This window comes from Variovorax jilinensis, from assembly GCF_030316885.1.
GTDB lineage: Bacteria > Pseudomonadota > Gammaproteobacteria > Burkholderiales > Burkholderiaceae_C > Variovorax > Variovorax jilinensis.
This window is the reverse complement of sequence record NZ_JASZYQ010000003.1, coordinates 272,446-290,741: the sequence shown is the minus strand read 5'-3', so window position 1 is coordinate 290,741 and position 18,296 is coordinate 272,446. Positions and strand designations below refer to the sequence as shown.

Below are 18,296 nucleotides of genomic sequence, written 5' to 3'. Positions count from 1 at the left end.
GTTTCCTCAGGCAGATGCGGACGCGGCCGCGGCGGGGTCTTCGTACTGGATGCGATGCAGCTCGGCATAGACACCGCCGAGCGCCACCAGCTCGTCGTTGGTGCCTTCCTCGACCACGACGCCGTCCTTCAGCACGATGATCTTGTCGGCGTTGCGCAGGGTGCTCAGCCGGTGCGCGATCATGATCACGGTGCGGCCCTCCATGAGCCGCTCGAGGCCTTCGATGACGAGGCGCTCGGACTCGGTGTCGAGTGCGGCCGTCGGCTCGTCGAGGATCATGATCGGGCTGTTGCGGATCACCGCGCGCGCGATGCCGATGCGCTGGCGCTGGCCGCCCGAGAGCGTGTCGCCGCGCTCGCCGACCAGCGAGTCGTAGCCGTCCGGCATGCGGCTGATGAATTCGTCGGCATTGGCGAGCTTGGCCGCCGCCACGATCTCCTCGTGGGTCGCGCCGGGTTTGCCGTAGGCGATGTTCTCGCCGATGGTGCCCCGGAACAGCACGGTCTCCTGCAGCACGAAGCCGATCTGCGAGCGCAGCCCGGTGAGCTTGTGGCCGGCGATGTCGATGCCGTCGATCAGCACCCGGCCGCCGGTCGGATCGTAGAAGCGCGGGATCAGGCTCACCACGGTCGACTTGCCGCTGCCCGTGGGGCCGACGATGCCCACCACCTGGCCCGGCTTGATCGTGAAGGAGACGTCGCGCAGCACCGGCGGCGCGCTGCCGTAGCCGAAGGCGACGTGATCGAAGCTGATCTCGCCTTTCGTGCGGCCGGGGTCGGTGGCATTCGGATGCTCGCGGATGATGTCGTCGGCGCCGAGGATCTTCTGGATGCGCTCGAGCGCCACGGTGGTCTGCGCGATGGTGCTGGCCATGCCGGCCAGGTCCTTGACCGGCTTGAAGAACTTGCTCAGGTAGGCGAGGTAGACGGTCAGGGCGCCGGCCGTCATGGTGCCGGCGATGATCAGCGCCGTGCCCTTCCACAGCACGATGCCGGTGCAGATCGAGACCACCACTGCGACCACCGGCCCGAGCAGCGACTTGATGCGCCGCGCGCGCAGCGCCGCCGCGGTGCTGGCCAGGCTGGCGGCCTGCATGTGCGTGACTTCCAGGTCCTGGCGGCCGAAGGCCTTGATCGCGCGCACCGAACCCAGCCCTTCCTGCACCACGGCGACGATCTCGCTCTGCTTGATGCGGACGTCACGCGTCACTTCCTTGACCGCCTTCTTGAAGCGGAACACGAACAGCAGCAGGAACGGCATCACCGCCACCGCGATCAGGGTGAAGTCCCAGTCGAGCCAGATCATCAGGCCGAGCATGAAGACGATCGTGAGGACGTCGACCAGGATGCCGAGCGTCGACGACGACGCGAAGTTCTGCACCGTCGCCACGTCGCTCGTGATGGTCGACATCAGCGTGCCGGTCTTGGCCGTGTCGTAGTAGGCCAGCGACAACCGGTGCAGGTGCTCGTAGATCTTGAGCCGCAGGTCGTTGGCGACCCACTGCCCGATGCTGGTCGTGTAGTAGTTGTCGATGTAGGTCGCGATGCCGCCGATGACCGCGATCGCCACGGTCGCGATGCCCGCGAACAGGGCCACGCCCAGCGTGTGGCGGCCGATGCCCATCTGGGTGTGCGCCCATTCGAGCCAGGACGGCAGGTGGTGGGTGCCGAGCGCGTCGTCGAGCACCAGCTTGAGCGGCCAGGGTGCCGCCAGGCTCATGACGATCTCCACCAGCATCGCAGCGAAGACGATCGCGAGCCACCCGTGGTACGGCTTCAGAAGGCCGAGCACCAGGACCCGCATGTCCCGCTTCCTGTCCTCGGCGGCGTGCCGGGCAACGCCGGTCGCGGAGGCCTGGGGTTGCTCGGCAACGGCCGGCGCGTCGGTGGCTGGAAGAGGTGTGGACATGCGGAGAGAGGGTCCTTCTTGGCGGTACAGGGTTCGCCGCGATTGTGTGCGTAGGCCGATTCGCAGCGCAAGTGTAGGCAAAGTCGCCGCGCCCCCGCGGCACAATCCGTCGCCATGAGGCAATGGATGAGAAGACAGGGCGGCTGGTGGCTCGCGGGGCTGCTGCTCGCCGGCGCCGGTGCGGCCTGGCTCGCGCGCGCCGAGTTGCGGCAGATCCACGAGGACTTCGAGGTCAACGGACGCATCGCCCATCGGCTCATGAGCCAGCAGGTGGTGCAGTACGACGCCGTGCTGGCAACGCTGGCGCTGCTCGAGCCGGTGGCCGGCGAACTGCGGCCCGAGCGGCGCCTGACATCGGTCTACCCGTCGGTCCTCGAGGTCGAGCGCCGCGGGGCCGGGGCGGCCTGGTCGCAGCCGCAGCTCGCGGCACCCGAGGCCGCCTCGCGCCGGGAGCGCCGCCCCGCCTACCTGGCCGACGAATTCGCACGCGGCCGCTACCGGCTGGTGATCGGCGCCGATCCGAACAGCTACGCGCTCGGCATCGACCTGGCGACCGCCGTGCCGTGGCGCGACTGGCCCATGGACCCGAAGACCAGCCCGGTGCGCGTGACGCTGGAGCAGGCCGGCGCGCAGTTCGTGGTCCAGCCGGGCCGCGCGGACCCGGCGCAGGGCTGGTCCTTCGAGTTCCGCAAGGTGCTGGCCTCGGACAGCCAGCCGTTCGAGCTGGTGGCGGTGAGGCAGGTGTCCTGGCGCGAACTGCCGTGGCTCACGATGGCGGCCTGGTCGCTCGCGGTCGCTGCCGTGCTCGCCGGCATCCACGCGCTCCGGCGCCAGCGCGTCGCGCGCCGCCGGGCGGAGGAACTGCTGCGCCTCGGGCAGGTCGCGCGGCTCAATGCCCTGGGCGAGCTGGCCGCCGGCATGGCGCACGAGCTGAACCAGCCCCTGACCGCCGTGCTCGCGAACACCCAGGCGGCGCGGCGCCTGCTCGAGGACGACCCGCCCGAGCTCGACACCGCGCGCGCCGCCATGAAGCAGGCGGCCGAGCAGGCGCGTCGCGCGGCCGATGTCGTCGGCCGGTTGCGGCGCGTCATCGAGCGGCCCGAGCGTTCGGCAGAGACACGGGCGGTCGACCTGCAGGAGACGCTGAGGGGCGCCTTGCACCTGCTGGCGCCCGAGCTCGCGCGTCGCGCCGTGACGCCTGCCATCGAAGCGCCCGAGCCGGCACCGGTGCGCGTGCGTGCCGATCCGGTGGCGCTCGAGCAGATCGTCCACAACCTGCTCATGAATGCGCTGCAGGCGCTCGAACCGGTGCCCGTGGCCGAGCGCCGGCTTCGGCTGCGCATCGCGAGCGAGCGCGGATCGGGGCTGCTGGCCGTGAGCGACAGCGGGATCGGTCTTTCTGCCGAGGCGCTGCCGCGGGTCTTCGAGCCGTTCTTCAGCACGCGCGACGGCGGGCTGGGCCTGGGGCTGAGCCTGTCCGAGACGCTGGCCAGCGGCATGGGCGGCTCGCTCTCCGCCGCGGCCGAGAGCCCGCGCGGTGCGCGCTTCACGCTGCGGCTGCCGCTCGCCGGGTCGGATGGCGCAAACGGCGCGGGGTTGCCCGCATGACCGGCGACCAGTCGCCGCTGATCCACCTGGTCGATGACGACCAGGCGGTGCGCGACAGCCTGGCGCTGCTGATCGGCACGGTCGGCCTGCGGACCCGGACCTGGGCCGACCCGCGAGCCTTCCTCGACGGCTTCGACCGCGGCGGCATCGGCGCCATCGTGCTGGACGTGCGCATGCCCGGCATCGGCGGCCTGGCATTGCTGGACAGGCTGGTCGCTGAAGGCATCGACCAGCCGGTGCTCATGCTGACCGGCCACGGCACGGTCGAGATGTGCCGGCGGGCCTTCAAGGCCGGCGCGGCCGAATTCCTCGAGAAGCCGGTCGACGACGAGCAGTTGCTCGAGGCGCTGCAGCAGGCGGTGCGCCAGCACGTGGCCTCGCGCGAGCGCACGCAGGCCGACCAGGCGGCGCGCGAGCGCTTCCAGCAGCTGTCGGAGCGCGAGCGCGAGGTGCTGGGCTTCATCGTGGCCGGGCTGACCAACAAGGAGATCGCGCGTGCGCTCGCGCTGTCGCCGCGCACGGTCGAGAGCCATCGCGCCAATCTGTTCGCCAAGCTCGACTGCGATTCGCTCGCGCAGCTGATCCGCCGCTATGCGGCGCTGGTGGACGCGGCAGCCTGAGGACAAGGGGAGGAGGGCGCTCCGTAGTTGTACGGAGCGCTGAGGGTAGCCGTACGAATGGCCGCGGCGGCCGGGCTTTTCTACAGTCGCAGGGCGGTCGGCAGATGCCGGCGCGAACCCAGCAACCCAACCCGTATTCCGGAGACTTTCCATGCCATCCATCCTTCGTCTCGGCAGCCTTGCCGCCCTGCTCGCCGCCTCCCTCACCAGCGCCCAGGCCCAGGCGCCCACGCCTGCACCCGCGGCACCGGCACCCGCGGTACGCGCCGAGAAGAACATGTCGCTCGAGCTCGCCAACGAGATCGCCGCCGGCGCCGTCGCTGCCTGCGCGGCCAACGGCTATGCGGTCAGCGCGACCGTGGTCGACCGCTCGGGCGTCGTGCGCGCCGTGCAGCGCGCCAACAACGCCGGCGCCCACACGCTGGGTGCCAGTGAGCGCAAGGCCTGGACCTCGGCCTCGGCCAAGAGCCCGACCCTGGCCATGATGGAGAACGCGCAGAAGAACCCGGCCGCAGCGAACCTGGTCAACATCCCGGGCTTCCTGCTGCTCGGTGGCGGGGTGCCGGTCAAGGTCGGCAACGAAGTCATCGGCGCCGTCGGCGTCGGCGGTGCGCCGGGCGGACAGCTCGACGAGCAATGCGCCAACGCGGCGCTCGACAAGGTTCGGGCCCAGCTGGGCTGAGCGCGATGAAGATCTGGACCGCTTCCTTTGCCGGCTTCGCGCTGTCGCTGCTGGCGCAAGCCATGGTCGCGCTGCCGGCAGCGGCCCAGGTGGCGCCTTCGGCCGCAGAGGTGCAGGCCTACCAGGGCCTGCACCGGGCGGCCTGGCGCGGCGACGTGGCGCAGATCGACGCGCTGGCGGCGCGCGGCGCCGACCTCGAGGCCCGCGACGGCCTGGGCCGTACGCCGCTGCATGTCGCCACCCATGCGCGCCAGGGCGCGGCCGTATCTGCGCTGGCCAGGGCTGGCGCCCGGCTCGATGCCCTCGACAACGACCGCTACGACGCGGTCACCATCGCGGCCGTGGCGGACGACGTGCCGACGCTCGCGCTGCTGCTGTCGCTCGGCGCCAGCGCAGGCCTGACCACCAGCCGCTACGACGGCACGGCGCTGATCGCTGCGGCCCACCTGGGCCACGACGAGGTGGTGCGGCGCCTGATCGCCGCCAAGGCGCCGCTCGATCACGTCAACAACCTGCACTGGACCGCGCTGATCGAATCCATCGTGCTCGGCGACGGCGGCCCGCGCCACCAGCGCGTGCTGATCGCGCTGGTCGACGCCGGCGCCAACCTGCAGCTCACCGATCGCCAGGGCAACACGCCGCTGCAGCTGGCGCGCACGCGCGGCTATGCGGCGATGGCCGAAAAACTCGCCGCTGCGGGCGCAAAGTAGGGCGGCTCGGGGACAATCGGCGATCCCCTCGACGGGACCGCAGGAACAAGCCCCATGTACATGCCTCCCCAGTTCAACGTCACCGATCGCCGCGCGGCCGCCCGGCTCATGCGCGAGCATCCCTTCGCGAGCCTGATCTCGAACGACGACGACGGCCTGCCCAGCATCACCCACCTGCCGCTGGTGCTCGACGAGCGCGGGCCCGACGACCTCGTGCTGCTCGGCCACTGTGCCAAGCCCAATCCCCACTGGCGCTACCTGCGCGACCGGCCGCGCGCAGTCGTGACCTTCCTCGGTCCGCATGCCTACCTGTCGCCCACGGTCTACCCGGACCTGGCGCGCGTGCCGACTTGGAACTACCTCGCGGTCCATTGCACGGTCGAGGCCGAGCTGATCGAGACACCCGAGGCCAAGGACGCGCTGCTCAAGCGGCTGATCGCTCAGCACGAGCCGGCCTATGCGCAGCAGTGGCGCGACCTGGGCCAGGACTTCCAGCTCAAGATGCTCAACGGCATCGTCGGCTTCGCGCTGCGCGTGACGGCGCTGCAGTGCAAGATCAAGCTCAACCAGCACCGCAAGGAATCGCACGCCGCGATGTTCGCGACCTACGGCGCGGGCTCGCCCGACGAGCGCGCGCTCGCCGGGTGGATGCGCGAGCTGGGCATGGCCGGCGCCGCAGAGGAGGCCTGAGCGATGCGGGTCTTCGGCGTGATCGGGTTGCTGCTCGCCTTGCTGATCGTCGGCCTGCTGGCGAAGAAGCAGCTGTCGAGCGTCGCCTCGCCGGTGCTGCCCCCGCTGCCGGCTGCCACCGGCAGCGTTCCGGCCGGCGATGCGCGCGCGCAAAGCCAGCAGATCCAGCGGCAGATCCGGCAGTCGCTCGATGCCGCGACGCAGCCGCGCGCGATGCCCGATGACAACTGACGCCGAGTGGATGGCGCTTGCCCTGGCCGAGGCCAGGCAGGCGGGTGCGGCCGGCGAGGTCCCGATCGGTGCGGTGCTCGTGAAGGACGGTCGGCGCGTGGCCGGCGGGCGCAATGCGCCGATCGCACTGCACGACCCGAGTGCCCACGCGGAGATCAACGCGCTGCGCGCCGCCGGTGCCGCGCTCGGCAACTACCGGCTCGACGGCTGCGAGCTGTTCGTCACGCTGGAGCCATGCGCGATGTGCGCCGGCGCGATGCTCCATGCGCGCCTTGCACGCGTGGTGTTCGGCGCCGCCGACCCCAAGACCGGTGCGGCGGGCTCGGTGGTCGACCTGTTCGCGCAGCAGCGCCTGAACCATCGCACCGAGGTGCGGGGCGGCGTGCTTGCCGACGAATGCCAGTCGCTGCTGCAGGACTTCTTCCGCGACCGGCGCCAGGCGGCACGCGAGACCGCCGAGCCGCTGCGCGACGATGCGCTGCGCACGCCGCCCGGGCGCTTCGCCGGCCTGGTCGACTACCCCTTCGAGCCGCACTACCTCGACGACCTGCCGCAGCTGCACGGCTGGCGCCTGCACTACCTCGACGAGGGCCCGCGCGATGCCGCCTGCACCTGCGTCTGCCTGCACGGTGCCGGCGAGTGGAGCTACCTGTTTCGCCATCTCGCGGCCCGTCCGGGCCTGCGCGTGCTGGCGCCTGACCTGATCGGCTTCGGCCGCAGCGACAAGCCCAAGCGCGAATCGGCGCACGGCCTGGCCTGGCACCGCGACGTGCTGCGCGCCTGGCTCGCGCGCGTGGCGCCTGAGCCGCAGCCTGTCGCGCTGGTGCACAGTGCGAGCGCCGCGACCTTGGCCGCGCTCTGGGTCGAGGCCGAGCCCGGTCGCTTCGCCTCGGTGCGGACTGCGCCCGACGGCGCCGGAAGAATCGCGCACGAGGCCTGGCGAGCGCCCTTTCCCGATCGTGGCTACGAGGCCGGGCTGCGGGCGCTGGGGGCGATCCCGGAAGCCGTCTCAGGCCCTACGCCCGCGCAGGCCGAGATCCTCGCCACGGAGGCAATGGGATACTTCGCCCCGTGAAAAAACACATCTACATCTATTCGCCGTCGAGCGCCGTGCGCGACAAGGCCGCCTTCCGGCGCGGCATCAAGCGCCTCCAGGCGCTGGGTCACCAGGTCGAGATCGACGAAGCCGCGCTCGCGGTGCATCAACGTTTCGCCGGCGACGACGCCACGCGGCTCGCTGCCATCGCGCGCGCAGCGGCCAGCGGCGCCGACGTCGCGCTGATCTCGCGCGGCGGCTACGGGCTCACGCGCATCCTCGACGCCATTCCCTACAAGGCCGTGGCCAAGGCGATCCACGGCGGCACGCGCTTCGTCGGCGTCAGCGACTTCACGGCATTCCAGCTCGCGCTGCTGGCAAAGACCGGCGCCACCACCTGGGCCGGCCCATCGCTCGGCGAGGACTTCGGCGCCGAGGCCGGCCCCGACGACATCATGGAAGCCTGCTTCGACGACCTCCTGGCCGGGCAGGGCGAAGGCACGGGCTGGCGCATGCCGGCACGCGACAGCGCTGACCAGCCGGCGCTGCGAAGCATCCATGGCGCCACCCTCTGGGGCGGCAACCTGTGCGTGCTCGCCAGCCTGCTCGGCACGCCATGGTTCCCGCAGATCGACAAGGGCGTGCTGTTTCTCGAGGACATCAACGAGCACCCGTACCGGGTCGAGCGCATGCTCGACCAGCTGCGCCACGCAGGCGTGCTGGCGCGTCAGAAGGCGGTGGTCATCGGCCAGTTCACGGGAATCCGGAAGGCGCCGCATGACCGGGGCTTCGGCATGAACACGGTGGTGGCGAGGTTGCGAGAGCAGATCAAGGCGCCGGTGCTGACCGGGCTGCCGTACGGCCATGTGCCGACCAAGGTGCTGCTGCCGGTCGGTGCCAAGGTGGAGCTGGCCGCGGACGGCCGCGATGTCTTCATGGTCTGGGGACACATGCACTGAAAGACCGGGGCGCTGCCCCGGCGCCGCGCAGGCCTACCTGGTGTGGCTGCGCGGTTCCATCGTGCCCGGCAGGCCGCCCTTGAACAGGCGGTTGATCTGGCGCATCTGCCGCCGGGCAGCGACTTCACCGTCGACCGCACTGAGCGCGGTCAGCACGTCCTGGCGCAGATACCAGAGGGCTTCGAGGTCGCCGGCGAAGCGCACGCGCTGCGCCACGCGCTGCATCGTGTGGCCGCCATGGACCTGCAACAGCGAGAGCATGGCGGTGCGAATCTGCCCCATCTGGCGATCGGAGGAACGGCGCAAGCCGAGCCCCGGAAAGGACAGAAAGCGAAGAAGACTGCTGGGGGACACCATGAGATGCACGCGTAGTCGAAAAGTCTTGACAGGGTGCTACGTTAAGCCTCACCCCATGACCACACAAGCGTGGAAACATCATTTCATGTTCAAAAACAACATTCTTCACGAATCTGTTAAGGAAACGCTTCAGGAATGGATACCTTAGTTCTACTTTTTGGTATTCAGGCGCCCGGTATCCTTGTGACTAATTGAAAAAGCAACATGTTCGGACGCAACGCACCCGATTTGAGCGTGCGTGACCGCCTTCAGCCCCCGCTTTGCCATAATCTCTTAGCGAGAGCTACCAAAAACTGCACACAAATGGGCGCCACTTCCACCGTTGTATTCGCTGACCTGACAGGAAGTACCCGAGTCTTCGAGGCCATGGGGAACGCGCGCGCCACGGAAACCGTGACGCGTCTGACGCAGTGGATCGGCGGCGTCTGCGAGGCGCATGGCGGGCGTGTCGTCAAATCGTTGGGAGATGGCGTCTTCGCGATATTCGGCGACGGCGTCAGCGCCACCAAGGCCGTGCTCGAGATGCAGCGCAATCACCAGAAGCGCCTGCAGACCTGGCCCGCGCCATTGCGCATGGAACTCCAGATCGGTGTCGCGAGTGGCGAGGTGGTCGAGGTCGACGGCGATTGCTATGGCGATGCGGTCAACACCGCATCACGACTCAGCGACCTGGCCGGCCCTGGGCAGATCTGGGCCACCGAATCGGTGATCGAACAGTTCAATGGCGGCGAGGTGCGTCACCGCAGCCTCGGCCCGATCAACATCCGCGGCAAGAGCGAGATGCCGGTGATCCATCGTGTCGACTGGCAGGACGAGGTCTCCGAATTCCTCACCATGCCCGCCACGCTGGCGCAGCAGCCGCGCGGCGCCGATTCGTCCTTCGGCCAGATCGAGCTCGCGTGGCTCGATGTGCGCTCGATGTTCCGCGCCGCCGAATTGCCCATCCATCTCGGGCGTGTCGACGAGGCGCAGTTCGTGGTCAACGATCCGCGCGTGTCGCGGCTGCATGCGCGCATCGAGGCCCGCCAGGGCAGTTGCGTGCTGGTCGACGTCAGCACCTACGGCACGTGGGTGCGCTTCCACGGCACCGCCGGTGCGAGCGGCGAGATCGCGCTGCGCCGCGACGAGTGCGTGCTGCACGGCAGCGGCGAGATTGGCCTCGGCGCGCCGCTGAGCGACTTCAGCGCCCCCACCATCTCCTTCAACACCACGGGCGGCAACGTGCTTCTGGCGCGGCGCGACATGCGCGAGCGCTAGGCTTGCCCGGTTCGCGGCAGGTGCGCGATCACGCAGCCATCGCCGACGAACGAATCGCCCACCAGCATCCTGAAGTCTGTGCCAGCCTCGAAGCGGGGCAGGGCAACTGCCGGCGCCAGGAACTCGGCTTCGAGCAGCTGGACGGTTCCGCGCCGAAAGCTCCGGCCCTCGGGCACCCACCAGCGTGCCGAGAAAGCTTCGTTGCCGACCACGAAGGCGCAGCGATGCTCGCCGGCCGCCACCGGCAGGTCGGCCGCCGGAACGCCGGGCGGCCGGAGCGTCAGCTCGACCTGCAATTGCGGCTCGAAGGCTCCTCGGGCGTCGAAGGGCGAGGGCGCCAGCTGATCGGGCCGTCGCAGCCGGCCGATCAGCCAGGCGATGACGTTGCCGATGATCGGCACCCACAGGAGCATCAGCAGCGTCCCGACGTCGCGTGCAGTCGATCCTGGCGCGGCAAGGTAGCGCAAGACTGCGCCCGCGACCGCGACGCAAAGCAGGATGATGACGATGAGCTTGCGGCGGGACTGGATGGTGGTCATGAAGGCAACGCAAAGCGGCCGGCAAAGCCGGCCAGCTTAACGCCCCTTAGGGCCCAGGGACCTCGCCCGAAGGCGATCCGCGGTACGGCCGCGAGCTAGCTGATGAGCTGATTCTTCAGCGCGTAGTAGGTCAGATCGCTGTTGGAAGCCAGGTTCATCTTTTCCATGAGGCGGCTTCGGTAGGTGCTCACGGTCTTGACCGATAGCGACAGATGCTCGGCGATGCTGCCGGCGGTCTCGCCGGTGGCCAGCTTCAGGAAAACCTGGAACTCGCGCTCGGACAACTGCTCGTGCGGGGCGGCGTCGGTATTGCGGTCGAGCTGGCGAGCCAGCAGCTCTGCCACTGCGGGCGTAATGTATCGACGGCCCAGCGAGATGGTGCGGATCGCCTCGACGATTTCCTTGGGATCGCACTCCTTGTTGAGGTAGCCGCTCGCGCCCTGGCGGATCAGGTTCATCGCGTAGTGCTCCTCGGGATAGCCGCTCAGGATCAGGATGCCGGTGTCGGGCGCCTTGGCCCGCACCATCGCAATGGCGTCGATGCCGCTCTGGCCGGGCATCGACAGGTCCATCACGAGTACGTCGATCTCGTGGTTGCGCACCAGATCGATGGCTTCGCGTCCGCTGGCCGCTTCACCGACCACACGCAGGTCCACATGCTGCGAAAAGAAGTCGCGCAGCCCCGAGCGCACGATGGCATGGTCGTCCACGATACCGATCTTGATCATTCGCTTTCCCCTCAGGTCAGAGTTATTGAGATGGGAGAAGGATGCGGGCTATCGGGGCCAGCGTGCGTCTGTCGAAGGCCCGACGCCACGTAGGAGAGACGCGCCTGCAGAGCGGGCAATCGGATGACAGGCGCGCCGCCGCCTGGCGCATCAGCGCAGGAGCGCGAAGGCCGCGGCCGCGGCCGCCAGGCTGCCGATCACCACCAGGGCCTTGGAAAAGCGCGGCGAGCGGCTGGCCCGGTAGCCCTCCAGACGGGCGGGCAGGGTGCGAACGTCGTCGATGGAGCCTTGGGGCGCCAGCCTTTCGTCGGCGTCGATGGCGGCAGAGATGGCGGCCAGCAACGCCGGGTTGCTATCGTCCTGTTCGTAGCTGGTGGGCGTCTCGCCGCGGGCGCGCTGGACATGGGCGAGGAAGATCTTGCCCTTTGGCGTGATGCCGATGTTCTCGCCGCTCATCGCCAGTACGCCGTGCTCGAGCAGGGCGTCCAGGCCTCGCCGAACAGCAGGTCGTTCGCTGACAGGCACGCTGGCCTGCAGCCCCGTTCGCGAGGTCTTGCCGCCACCGCCGGGGGCGGGAGGACGTTGACGTACCAGCATCACCAGCACGCCGGCGACGGTTTCATGTTCGGATAGCGCTTGTCCCATCGCGGCCGATTATTCCTTCGATCCAGGCAGAGCGCGAGAGCCGCGGGGCCTGCATCGGGCAATCGTCGAAAAATTCTTACAGAACCGTGGATTTATCGAACACGAAAGTTGTCGACAGCCCTTGCCGCGTTCGCGCGCCTCGGATTCCTCGCGCAGCTTGGAATGCGCATTTGACGGGTGAGCGCTGGACTACGCACCCTTCACGCCGGAGACGACAGGGACGGTCAGTGCGTCGGTCTATGAAGGAATCCTGCGCGGCGTCTGGAGGCCGCGTTGCCACTTCGATCCCCCAACTCATCCCGCAAATCCGACAACTACCTAAGGAGTCCCACCATGGACGGCAGCCTGAACACAACCGAATTCAAGAGCCCCGAACAGATCGCCGAAGCTACCCGTGAGGCGGTTCGCGTCACGGGCGGTGGCGACCGCGCAGAAATCGACCACGCGGCTCGCTCGACGCGCCCGAAGCCGGGCCGCGCCGCCGAGCTGCTCGACGAGCTGAAGTCCCGAGGTCGCCGCATGCGCGAGCAGGGCGGGAACTACGTCGCCGAGCGCCCCATGAGTTCGGTGATGATGGCCGCGGCCGGTGGTGCAGCGTTCACCACGCTGATGTGGGCCGCGCTCCGAAACACCCGCCATTGAGGCCGAGACAACTGCGCCGGACGGCTGCCGCCCGGCGCTGCACCTCAGTGGCCGGACTTTTCGACGTGGCCACCGAACTGGAAGCGCATGGCCGACAGCAGCTTGTTCTGGAACTCGGCCTCGCCGCGTGAGGCGAAACGCGAATACAGCGCGGCCGTGAGCACCGGCACCGGCACCGCTTCGTCGATCGCGGCCTTGATGGTCCATCGGCCTTCGCCGGAATCCGATACGCGGCCGGCGAACTTCTCGAGCGCCGGGTCCTCGGTCAGCGCGTTGGCCGTGAGGTCGAGCAGCCAGGACGCGATCACGCTGCCACGCCGCCAGACCTCCGCGATGTCGGGCAGGTTCATGTCGTACTGGTAGTGCTCGGCGTCGCGCAGCGGCGTGGTCTCGGCGTCGACGTCGTGCCTCTGCTTGCCGACATTGGCGGCCTTGAGGATGCCCATGCCCTCGGCAAAGGCGGCCATGACGCCGTACTCGATGCCGTTGTGGACCATCTTCACGAAGTGCCCGGCGCCGCTGTCGCCACAGCGCAGGTAGCCCTGTTCGGCGCTGCCACCGGCTGCGCGACCGGGCGTGCGCTCGATGGTGCCGATGCCCGGCGCGAGCGACTTGAAGATGGGATCGAGGCGCTCGACCGTGCTGGCCGGGCCGCCGATCATCATGCAGTAGCCGCGCTCGAGCCCCCATACGCCCCCGCTCGTCCCGACGTCGACGTAGTGGATCTGCCTGGCCGCGAGTTCCTGCGCGCGCCGGATGTCGTCCACGTAGTAGGAGTTGCCGCCGTCGATCAGGATGTCACCGGCGTCGAGATGCGGCAGCAGTTCGGCGATGGTCCGGTCGACCACCGCGGCCGGCACCATGAGCCAGATCGCGCGCGGCTTGTCCAGCCTGGCGGCCATTTCGGCCAGCGACGCGGAGCCCGTGGCGCCCGCCTCGGCGAGCGTTGCGACCGCGGCGGCGGACATGTCGAACACCGTGCACCGGTGGCCGGCGGCGAGCAGCCGGCGAACCATGTTCGATCCCATGCGGCCGAGGCCGATCATTCCAAGTTGCATGCTTTCTTCCTTTTCGAGAGTCATGGACGATGGTCCTGAAAGATGGCGACGAAGGCAAGGTAGCGCTCGGCGATGCGTGCCACAGCGCCTTCGCGCGAGAGTATCCCGGTGCGCCAGTCGACCAGCGGCTGCCAGAAATCGGTACGGCCGACCGCGAAGCCGATGAAGCCCGGCACGCCGGCCGCGGTGGCGAGCCACTCGCCGACCTTGCCTTCATCCTCGCCGCGGCCCAGCACGATACAGCCGACTTGCCCGCGGCCGACGCCGGCGCGGGCCGCGGCGACGATGCGGGCGCAGTCTTCGCGCCGGTCGAGGCCCTCGACCTTCCAGACGTCAGGCTCGACGCCGGCGCGCTGCAGCGCCTCGATCGCCGCCACCATGAGGGCAGGGCGCAGTTCCAGGTCGTAACGCTGGCGGTCGCCGCCCAGGCGGGCCAGCTGCGCGGGCTCCGGAGGCACCAGCAGCTCGAACATGAACTTGCTGCGCCCGCGTGCGCGCAGCCAGGCGGACAGCCGCGCGAGCCGTGCCGCCTGGCGTGCGTTGAGCGCAGCGTCGGCCTCGGTGTTGAAGCGCACGAGCACCTTGCAGAAGGTGGGATCGAAGGCGGCGATGTGGCTGCCGAAATCCTCGCCGTATTCGAAGTCGAACTCGTCCTGGCCGCTTTTCTCGGCCGGGCAGGCGGTGGCGATGCCGGCGGCGGCGGCATCGCGCAGGATTCCGGCACCGAACTGCTCGTCGACCAGGATGCCTGCCGCATGGCGCGGCGCGCCGGCAGCGAGCGCCGCCAGGAAGCCATCGAAGATGACGCGCTTGGCGGCGGCGATCTGCGCGGTCTGTGCCGCATCGAGCGCGCCGTGCCAACCGAACATGCCGGTCTCGAAGGAACCGCGGTGGTCGAAGGGAAGGATGTAGAGCGGCTGGTCGTGACCCATCGGCAGGATGATGCGCCTTTCGATGTGCCCCGCGCCAGCGCCCATAATCTTTCGATCCCTTCTTTTCCTGCGAGTCAGAGCCATGCCCACTGTCATTCCCGCCACGCTGATCCCCGGCGACGGCATCGGTCCCGAGATCGTCGACGCCACGCTGGCCGCACTCGATGCCCTCGGGGCCCCCTTCGAATGGGACCGCCAGGTCGGCGGCCTGGCGGGCGTCCAGTCGGCGGGCGATCCGCTGCCGCAGGCCACGCTCGACAGCATCCGGCACACGCGGCTGGCACTCAAGGGCCCGCTCGAGACGCCGTCGGGCGGCGGCTACCGCTCGTCGAACGTCCGGCTGCGCGAGGAGTTCGGGCTCTATGCAAACCTGCGGCCCGCACGCACGATCATCCCGGGCGGTCGCTACGACGACATCGACCTCGTGGTGGTGCGCGAGAACCTCGAAGGCCTCTACATCGGCCACGAGCACTACGTGCCGATCGACGGCGATCCGCACGCGGTGGCCATGGCCACCGGCATCAACACGCGCCAGGGCAGCCGGCGGCTGCTCGAGTACGCCTTCAAGACCGCGGTCGCGACCGGCCGCAAGAAGGTCACGATCGTGCACAAGGCCAACATCATGAAGGCGCTGACCGGCATCTTCCTGGAGACCGGGCTCGACCTCTACGAACGCAAATACAAGGGCAGGTTCGAACTCGACACCGTGATCATCGATGCCTGCGCGATGAAGCTGGTCCTCAACCCCTGGCAGTTCGACATGCTGGTGACGACCAACCTGTTCGGCGACATCCTCTCGGACCTGGTGGCCGGCCTGGTGGGCGGCCTCGGCATGGCGCCGGGCGCGAACATCGGCGCCGACGCGGCGATCTTCGAGGCGGTGCACGGATCGGCCCCCGACATCGCGGGCAAGGGCGTCGCCAACCCGACCGCCTTGCTGCTGGCCGCCGCCCTGATGCTGGACCATTGCAAGCTGCCCGAACTCGCGAGCCGGCTGCGCCGCGCCATCGACGAGACGCTCAACATCGACCGCGTGCGGACCGGCGACCTCGGCGGCACGGCCGGCACCGAGGCCTTCTCGAAGGCGCTGGTGCGCCGAATCGCGGGCGGCTGAGCGGTCGGCGCTCAGGGCGATGCAGAGGCCGATCTGCGCTCGGCGCGCATGCGCAGCTGGTCGTAGATTGGATCGATGCCGAGCCTGTTCATGACGACCATGGCGCCGAAGCAGGCCGCCAGCATCGGCAGCAGCAGGCTGGCGCTGCCGGTCATCTCGACGGCAAGGCAGATGCCGGTCAACGGCGCGCGCACGACCGCAGCGAAGAAGGCTGCCATGCCCACGACGGCATAGGTGGTCGGCAGGCCGCCGCCTGCGATCCACTGGCTCTGGACTCGGCCGAAGACCAGGCCGATCTGCGCCCCCAGCACCAGCATCGGCGCGAACAGGCCGCCCGGCGTGCCGGCCGCATAGGACAGCGGGCCGAGCATGAAGCGGACGACGAAGATCAGCCCGATCATCGACAGCGAACCGGCGCCCAGCAGCGTCTGCTGGGTCAGCGAGTCGCCACCGCCGACCCAGCCCGGCGCGAACCAGGCCAGCAGGCCGACCGCGGCGCCGATGAGCGCGGCGCGCGCGGTGACCGGCAGTCCCGTGCTCCGATCGGCGATCGCGAGCGCGCCCATGATGGCCCGGGCGTAGACCGCCGCCACCAGCCCGGCGATGACGCCCATCAGCAGGTGCAACGGAACCGCGGCGAAGCCCGGGAAGTCCTGCTCGGGCACCGAGAAATCCGGCTCCGAACCGAGGAACAGACGTGCCACCGCGATGGCGCCGGCCGAGGCGCCCAGGGCGGCAGCGGCGTTGTGCCTGTCGAAGCGTCGCAGCAGTTCTTCCAGCACGAACACCGCGCCGGCGATCGGCGCATTGAAGGCGGTCGCGAGTCCGGCGCCCGCACCGGCCGCGAACAGCACGCGGGCGTCGACTGCGCTGCGCCGGAAAACGCGTCCCGTGACGTCGGCGATGGCGTGGCCCATCTGGATGCTGGGCCCCTCGCGGCCCAGCGCGAGGCCCGAACCGATGGCCAGCAGGCTGCCGAAGAACTTGACGACGGCGGTGCGCACGGGATTGCCCGATTCGCCGCCATGGATCGCAGCCTCGACCTCCGGGATGCCGCTGCCGGCCGCATTGGGCGAAAACCTGCTGACCAGGGCCGACGCGAGCGCCGCCGCCGCGCTGATGCCGCCGACCACGAGCAGCAGGCCGACGAAGCCCTGCTGGTGCGACCAGGCGACGAACTCGGATCTGAGGCCTTCGCCCTTTTGCAGAGCGAGCCGGAACAGGGCGCAGACGAGCCCCGTCACGCATCCCACGAGCACGGACAGCAAGGCGAGGACGAGCATTCCGGTCTTGCGTTCATCCGATTCGGGGCTTGTCATCGGACGATTGTCACCGCTTCCATCGGCGCTTCCGGGCCGAAAGGGAAGGGCGGCGTCGGGTTGTCGCTTCGACGCCTTGCGCCGGCAAAGCAATCGAGGGAAGACGCTATGCGGCGACCGGAAGCAGGTCGAGCGTGCGTTCGATCTCCTGGGTGTCGACCTCGAAACCCTGCTCGGTCGGCGTGCCGACGACGAAGGCATAGTGGATGCCTTCCATGTCGGTGGCCTTCTTGATCACGCAGCAGAACCGGTTCGGCGGCTGCAGCGCGAGCAGCGACGCACCCGGGTTCAGCACCATGAGACCGTTGATGATCTGGCTGCCTTCCACGCCCGCCACGACGCGAGCACCCGCGCTGGCCGTCAGGATCTCGGTCGCGGTGTTCTGCGTCACGTCCATCACCTTGAAGCCGCGCTTTTCACGCAGGTACTCGGCGACCTCGAGCTCGTTGCGCATGATCCGCGAGTTGCCCGAGTCGCGCCGAAGGATGAATACGCCGGGATGGGGTTCATGCGGCATGCGCGCCAGAAGCCGGCTGCGCAGGTCGCCGAAGCGCGCGTGCTTTCCCTTGCCGTAGCTCCAGTCGTCGTGGACGATGACCGCCTCCTTGAGATAGGCGGTCTGGGCACGCACTGGATTCATGCCCCACAACGTGTGGTATTCGAGCTGGTGCGGGTAGTGGCCGGCCGGCAGGCAGGTCAATGGCGTGCCTTCGTTCGCCGCGAGGCTGTAGGCGGGGCAATCGTCGGTCAGCCACAGGCCGAAGAACTCGTTGCCGTCGTAGGTGCTGTAGATCGAGGCCCGGTCCAGTTCGACCTCCACCTGCATCGGCGGCATCAGCTTCTGGGCCCTGCTCAGCCACTTCCTGGCCCGGAGATCGATGCGCCAACGGCCCCGGTAGAGCGAATTGTTGGTCTGCCACATGTTCTTGAACAGGAAGGCGCGGGTCGGGTTGTGCTGGATCTCGTAGCCGCCCTGCATCTCGCGCAGCGGGTTGTCCGTGTAGGCCATCCCCGTGACGCGATCGAGCTGACCTGGGAGGTAAAAGGCCTTGCTCGCGATCGACACGCTGGGGGCTTCGAGCTCCCAAGTGCGGATTGCGAGCTTCTCGAGTGTCGAACCGATCCGGAACAAAGGCAGTTGGCGGCGCAGACCTAGCGCGTAGCTCGAAAAGGCTGCGACAGTGATGCGCGAGGACTTGCGATGCCCATGACCATTTGTGTGCATTTAAGACTCTGTTAGGACGTTGCGCGATGTCTGGAC

Annotated in this window: 20 protein-coding genes; 11 read left to right on the top strand and 9 right to left on the bottom strand. The window is 69.0% G+C overall.

The genetic code is table 11. The annotated features are described in order from the left end of the window. Nucleotides 1-6: 6 nt before the first annotated feature. Nucleotides 7-1,908 (bottom strand): ABC transporter ATP-binding protein, encoded by a 1,902-nt coding sequence (locus QTH87_RS12825; RefSeq protein WP_286609454.1) that lies wholly within the window; start codon nt 1,906-1,908, stop codon nt 7-9. Between the two features lie 114 nt (nt 1,909-2,022). Here QTH87_RS12825 and QTH87_RS12820 point away from each other — a divergent pair, with 114 nt between their 5' ends. The 8 genes from QTH87_RS12820 to QTH87_RS12785 all read left to right on the top strand — a co-directional run bounded on the left by QTH87_RS12820 (nt 2,023) and on the right by QTH87_RS12785 (nt 8,444). Then, complete coding sequence (locus QTH87_RS12820) at nt 2,023-3,516, top strand: sensor histidine kinase (protein ID WP_286609453.1); 1,494 nt, start codon at nt 2,023-2,025, stop codon at nt 3,514-3,516. Beyond that, nucleotides 3,513-4,136, top strand: a complete 624-nt coding sequence (locus QTH87_RS12815; protein ID WP_286609452.1) for a response regulator transcription factor — start codon at nt 3,513-3,515, stop codon at nt 4,134-4,136. The genes QTH87_RS12820 and QTH87_RS12815 overlap by 4 nt, the downstream gene beginning before the upstream one ends. Before the next feature lie 151 nt (nt 4,137-4,287). Beyond that, nucleotides 4,288-4,818 carry a GlcG/HbpS family heme-binding protein gene (locus tag QTH87_RS12810; protein WP_286609451.1) on the top strand — a complete coding sequence of 177 codons (531 nt, stop codon included), beginning with the start codon at nt 4,288-4,290 and terminating at the stop codon, nt 4,816-4,818. Nucleotides 4,819-4,823: 5 nt separating this feature from the next. Next, on the top strand, nt 4,824-5,528 hold the full coding sequence (locus QTH87_RS12805; RefSeq protein ID WP_444812784.1) for an ankyrin repeat domain-containing protein: 705 nt from the start codon (nt 4,824-4,826) through the stop codon (nt 5,526-5,528). 54 nt (nt 5,529-5,582) lie between these two features. Further along, the gene (locus QTH87_RS12800) at nt 5,583-6,218 is read left to right on the top strand and encodes an FMN-binding negative transcriptional regulator (RefSeq protein WP_286609450.1); all 636 of its coding nucleotides are present in this window, start codon (nt 5,583-5,585) and stop codon (nt 6,216-6,218) included. A 3-nt stretch (nt 6,219-6,221) separates the two neighbouring features. Next, nucleotides 6,222-6,449 carry a hypothetical protein gene (locus QTH87_RS12795; protein ID WP_286609449.1) on the top strand — a complete coding sequence of 76 codons (228 nt, stop codon included), beginning with the start codon at nt 6,222-6,224 and terminating at the stop codon, nt 6,447-6,449. After that, complete coding sequence (gene tadA / locus QTH87_RS12790) at nt 6,439-7,524, top strand: tRNA adenosine(34) deaminase TadA (protein WP_286609448.1); 1,086 nt, start codon at nt 6,439-6,441, stop codon at nt 7,522-7,524. The genes QTH87_RS12795 and tadA overlap by 11 nt, the downstream gene beginning before the upstream one ends. Then, nucleotides 7,521-8,444 carry an LD-carboxypeptidase gene (locus QTH87_RS12785; protein ID WP_286609446.1) on the top strand — a complete coding sequence of 308 codons (924 nt, stop codon included), beginning with the start codon at nt 7,521-7,523 and terminating at the stop codon, nt 8,442-8,444. The genes tadA and QTH87_RS12785 overlap by 4 nt, the downstream gene beginning before the upstream one ends. Before the next feature lie 33 nt (nt 8,445-8,477). Here QTH87_RS12785 and QTH87_RS12780 read toward each other — a convergent pair whose 3' ends face one another. Then, nucleotides 8,478-8,705 (bottom strand): hypothetical protein, encoded by a 228-nt coding sequence (locus QTH87_RS12780; protein ID WP_286609444.1) that lies wholly within the window; start codon nt 8,703-8,705, stop codon nt 8,478-8,480. A gap of 399 nt (nt 8,706-9,104) precedes the next feature. Between QTH87_RS12780 and QTH87_RS12775 the strand changes: the two genes are divergently transcribed. Beyond that, entirely contained in the window at nt 9,105-10,058 is a 954-nt protein-coding gene (locus QTH87_RS12775) for an adenylate/guanylate cyclase domain-containing protein (protein ID WP_286610384.1), read from the top strand. Here QTH87_RS12775 and QTH87_RS12770 read toward each other — a convergent pair. From QTH87_RS12770 to QTH87_RS12760, 3 genes are all read right to left on the bottom strand, one after another. Then, nucleotides 10,055-10,597 (bottom strand): hypothetical protein, encoded by a 543-nt coding sequence (locus QTH87_RS12770; protein ID WP_286609443.1) that lies wholly within the window; start codon nt 10,595-10,597, stop codon nt 10,055-10,057. The genes QTH87_RS12775 and QTH87_RS12770 overlap by 4 nt on opposite strands. Nucleotides 10,598-10,692: 95 nt before the next feature. Further along, on the bottom strand, nt 10,693-11,325 hold the full coding sequence (locus tag QTH87_RS12765; RefSeq protein ID WP_286609441.1) for a response regulator: 633 nt from the start codon (nt 11,323-11,325) through the stop codon (nt 10,693-10,695). 150 nt (nt 11,326-11,475) lie between these two features. Further along, entirely contained in the window at nt 11,476-11,970 is a 495-nt protein-coding gene (locus QTH87_RS12760) for a hypothetical protein (RefSeq protein ID WP_286609439.1), read from the bottom strand. A gap of 333 nt (nt 11,971-12,303) precedes the next feature. Between QTH87_RS12760 and QTH87_RS12755 the strand changes: the two genes are divergently transcribed. Next, nucleotides 12,304-12,612, top strand: coding sequence for a hypothetical protein (locus QTH87_RS12755; RefSeq protein ID WP_286609438.1), 309 nt, complete (start codon nt 12,304-12,306; stop codon nt 12,610-12,612). A 44-nt stretch (nt 12,613-12,656) separates the two neighbouring features. On the opposite strand, the gene gnd is transcribed toward QTH87_RS12755, so the two are convergent. Both gnd and QTH87_RS12745 read right to left on the bottom strand, forming a co-directional pair. After that, complete coding sequence (gene gnd, locus QTH87_RS12750) at nt 12,657-13,670, bottom strand: phosphogluconate dehydrogenase (NAD(+)-dependent, decarboxylating) (RefSeq protein ID WP_286609436.1); 1,014 nt, start codon at nt 13,668-13,670, stop codon at nt 12,657-12,659. 20 nt (nt 13,671-13,690) lie between these two features. Beyond that, nucleotides 13,691-14,602, bottom strand: a complete 912-nt coding sequence (locus QTH87_RS12745) for a 2-deoxy-5-keto-D-gluconate 6-phosphate aldolase domain-containing protein (protein ID WP_286609434.1) — start codon at nt 14,600-14,602, stop codon at nt 13,691-13,693. Between the two features lie 82 nt (nt 14,603-14,684). Between QTH87_RS12745 and QTH87_RS12740 the strand changes: the two genes are divergently transcribed. After that, entirely contained in the window at nt 14,685-15,716 is a 1,032-nt protein-coding gene (locus QTH87_RS12740; protein ID WP_286609432.1) for an isocitrate/isopropylmalate dehydrogenase family protein, read from the top strand. 11 nt (nt 15,717-15,727) lie between these two features. Here the strand turns inward: QTH87_RS12740 and clcA are convergent, their stop codons facing one another. Further along, nucleotides 15,728-17,035 carry a H(+)/Cl(-) exchange transporter ClcA gene (clcA, locus tag QTH87_RS12735; RefSeq protein WP_286609430.1) on the bottom strand — a complete coding sequence of 436 codons (1,308 nt, stop codon included), beginning with the start codon at nt 17,033-17,035 and terminating at the stop codon, nt 15,728-15,730. A gap of 106 nt (nt 17,036-17,141) precedes the next feature. After that, complete coding sequence (locus QTH87_RS12730; RefSeq protein WP_286609429.1) at nt 17,142-18,260, bottom strand: glycosyltransferase family 61 protein; 1,119 nt, start codon at nt 18,258-18,260, stop codon at nt 17,142-17,144. Nucleotides 18,261-18,296 lie beyond the last annotated feature (36 nt).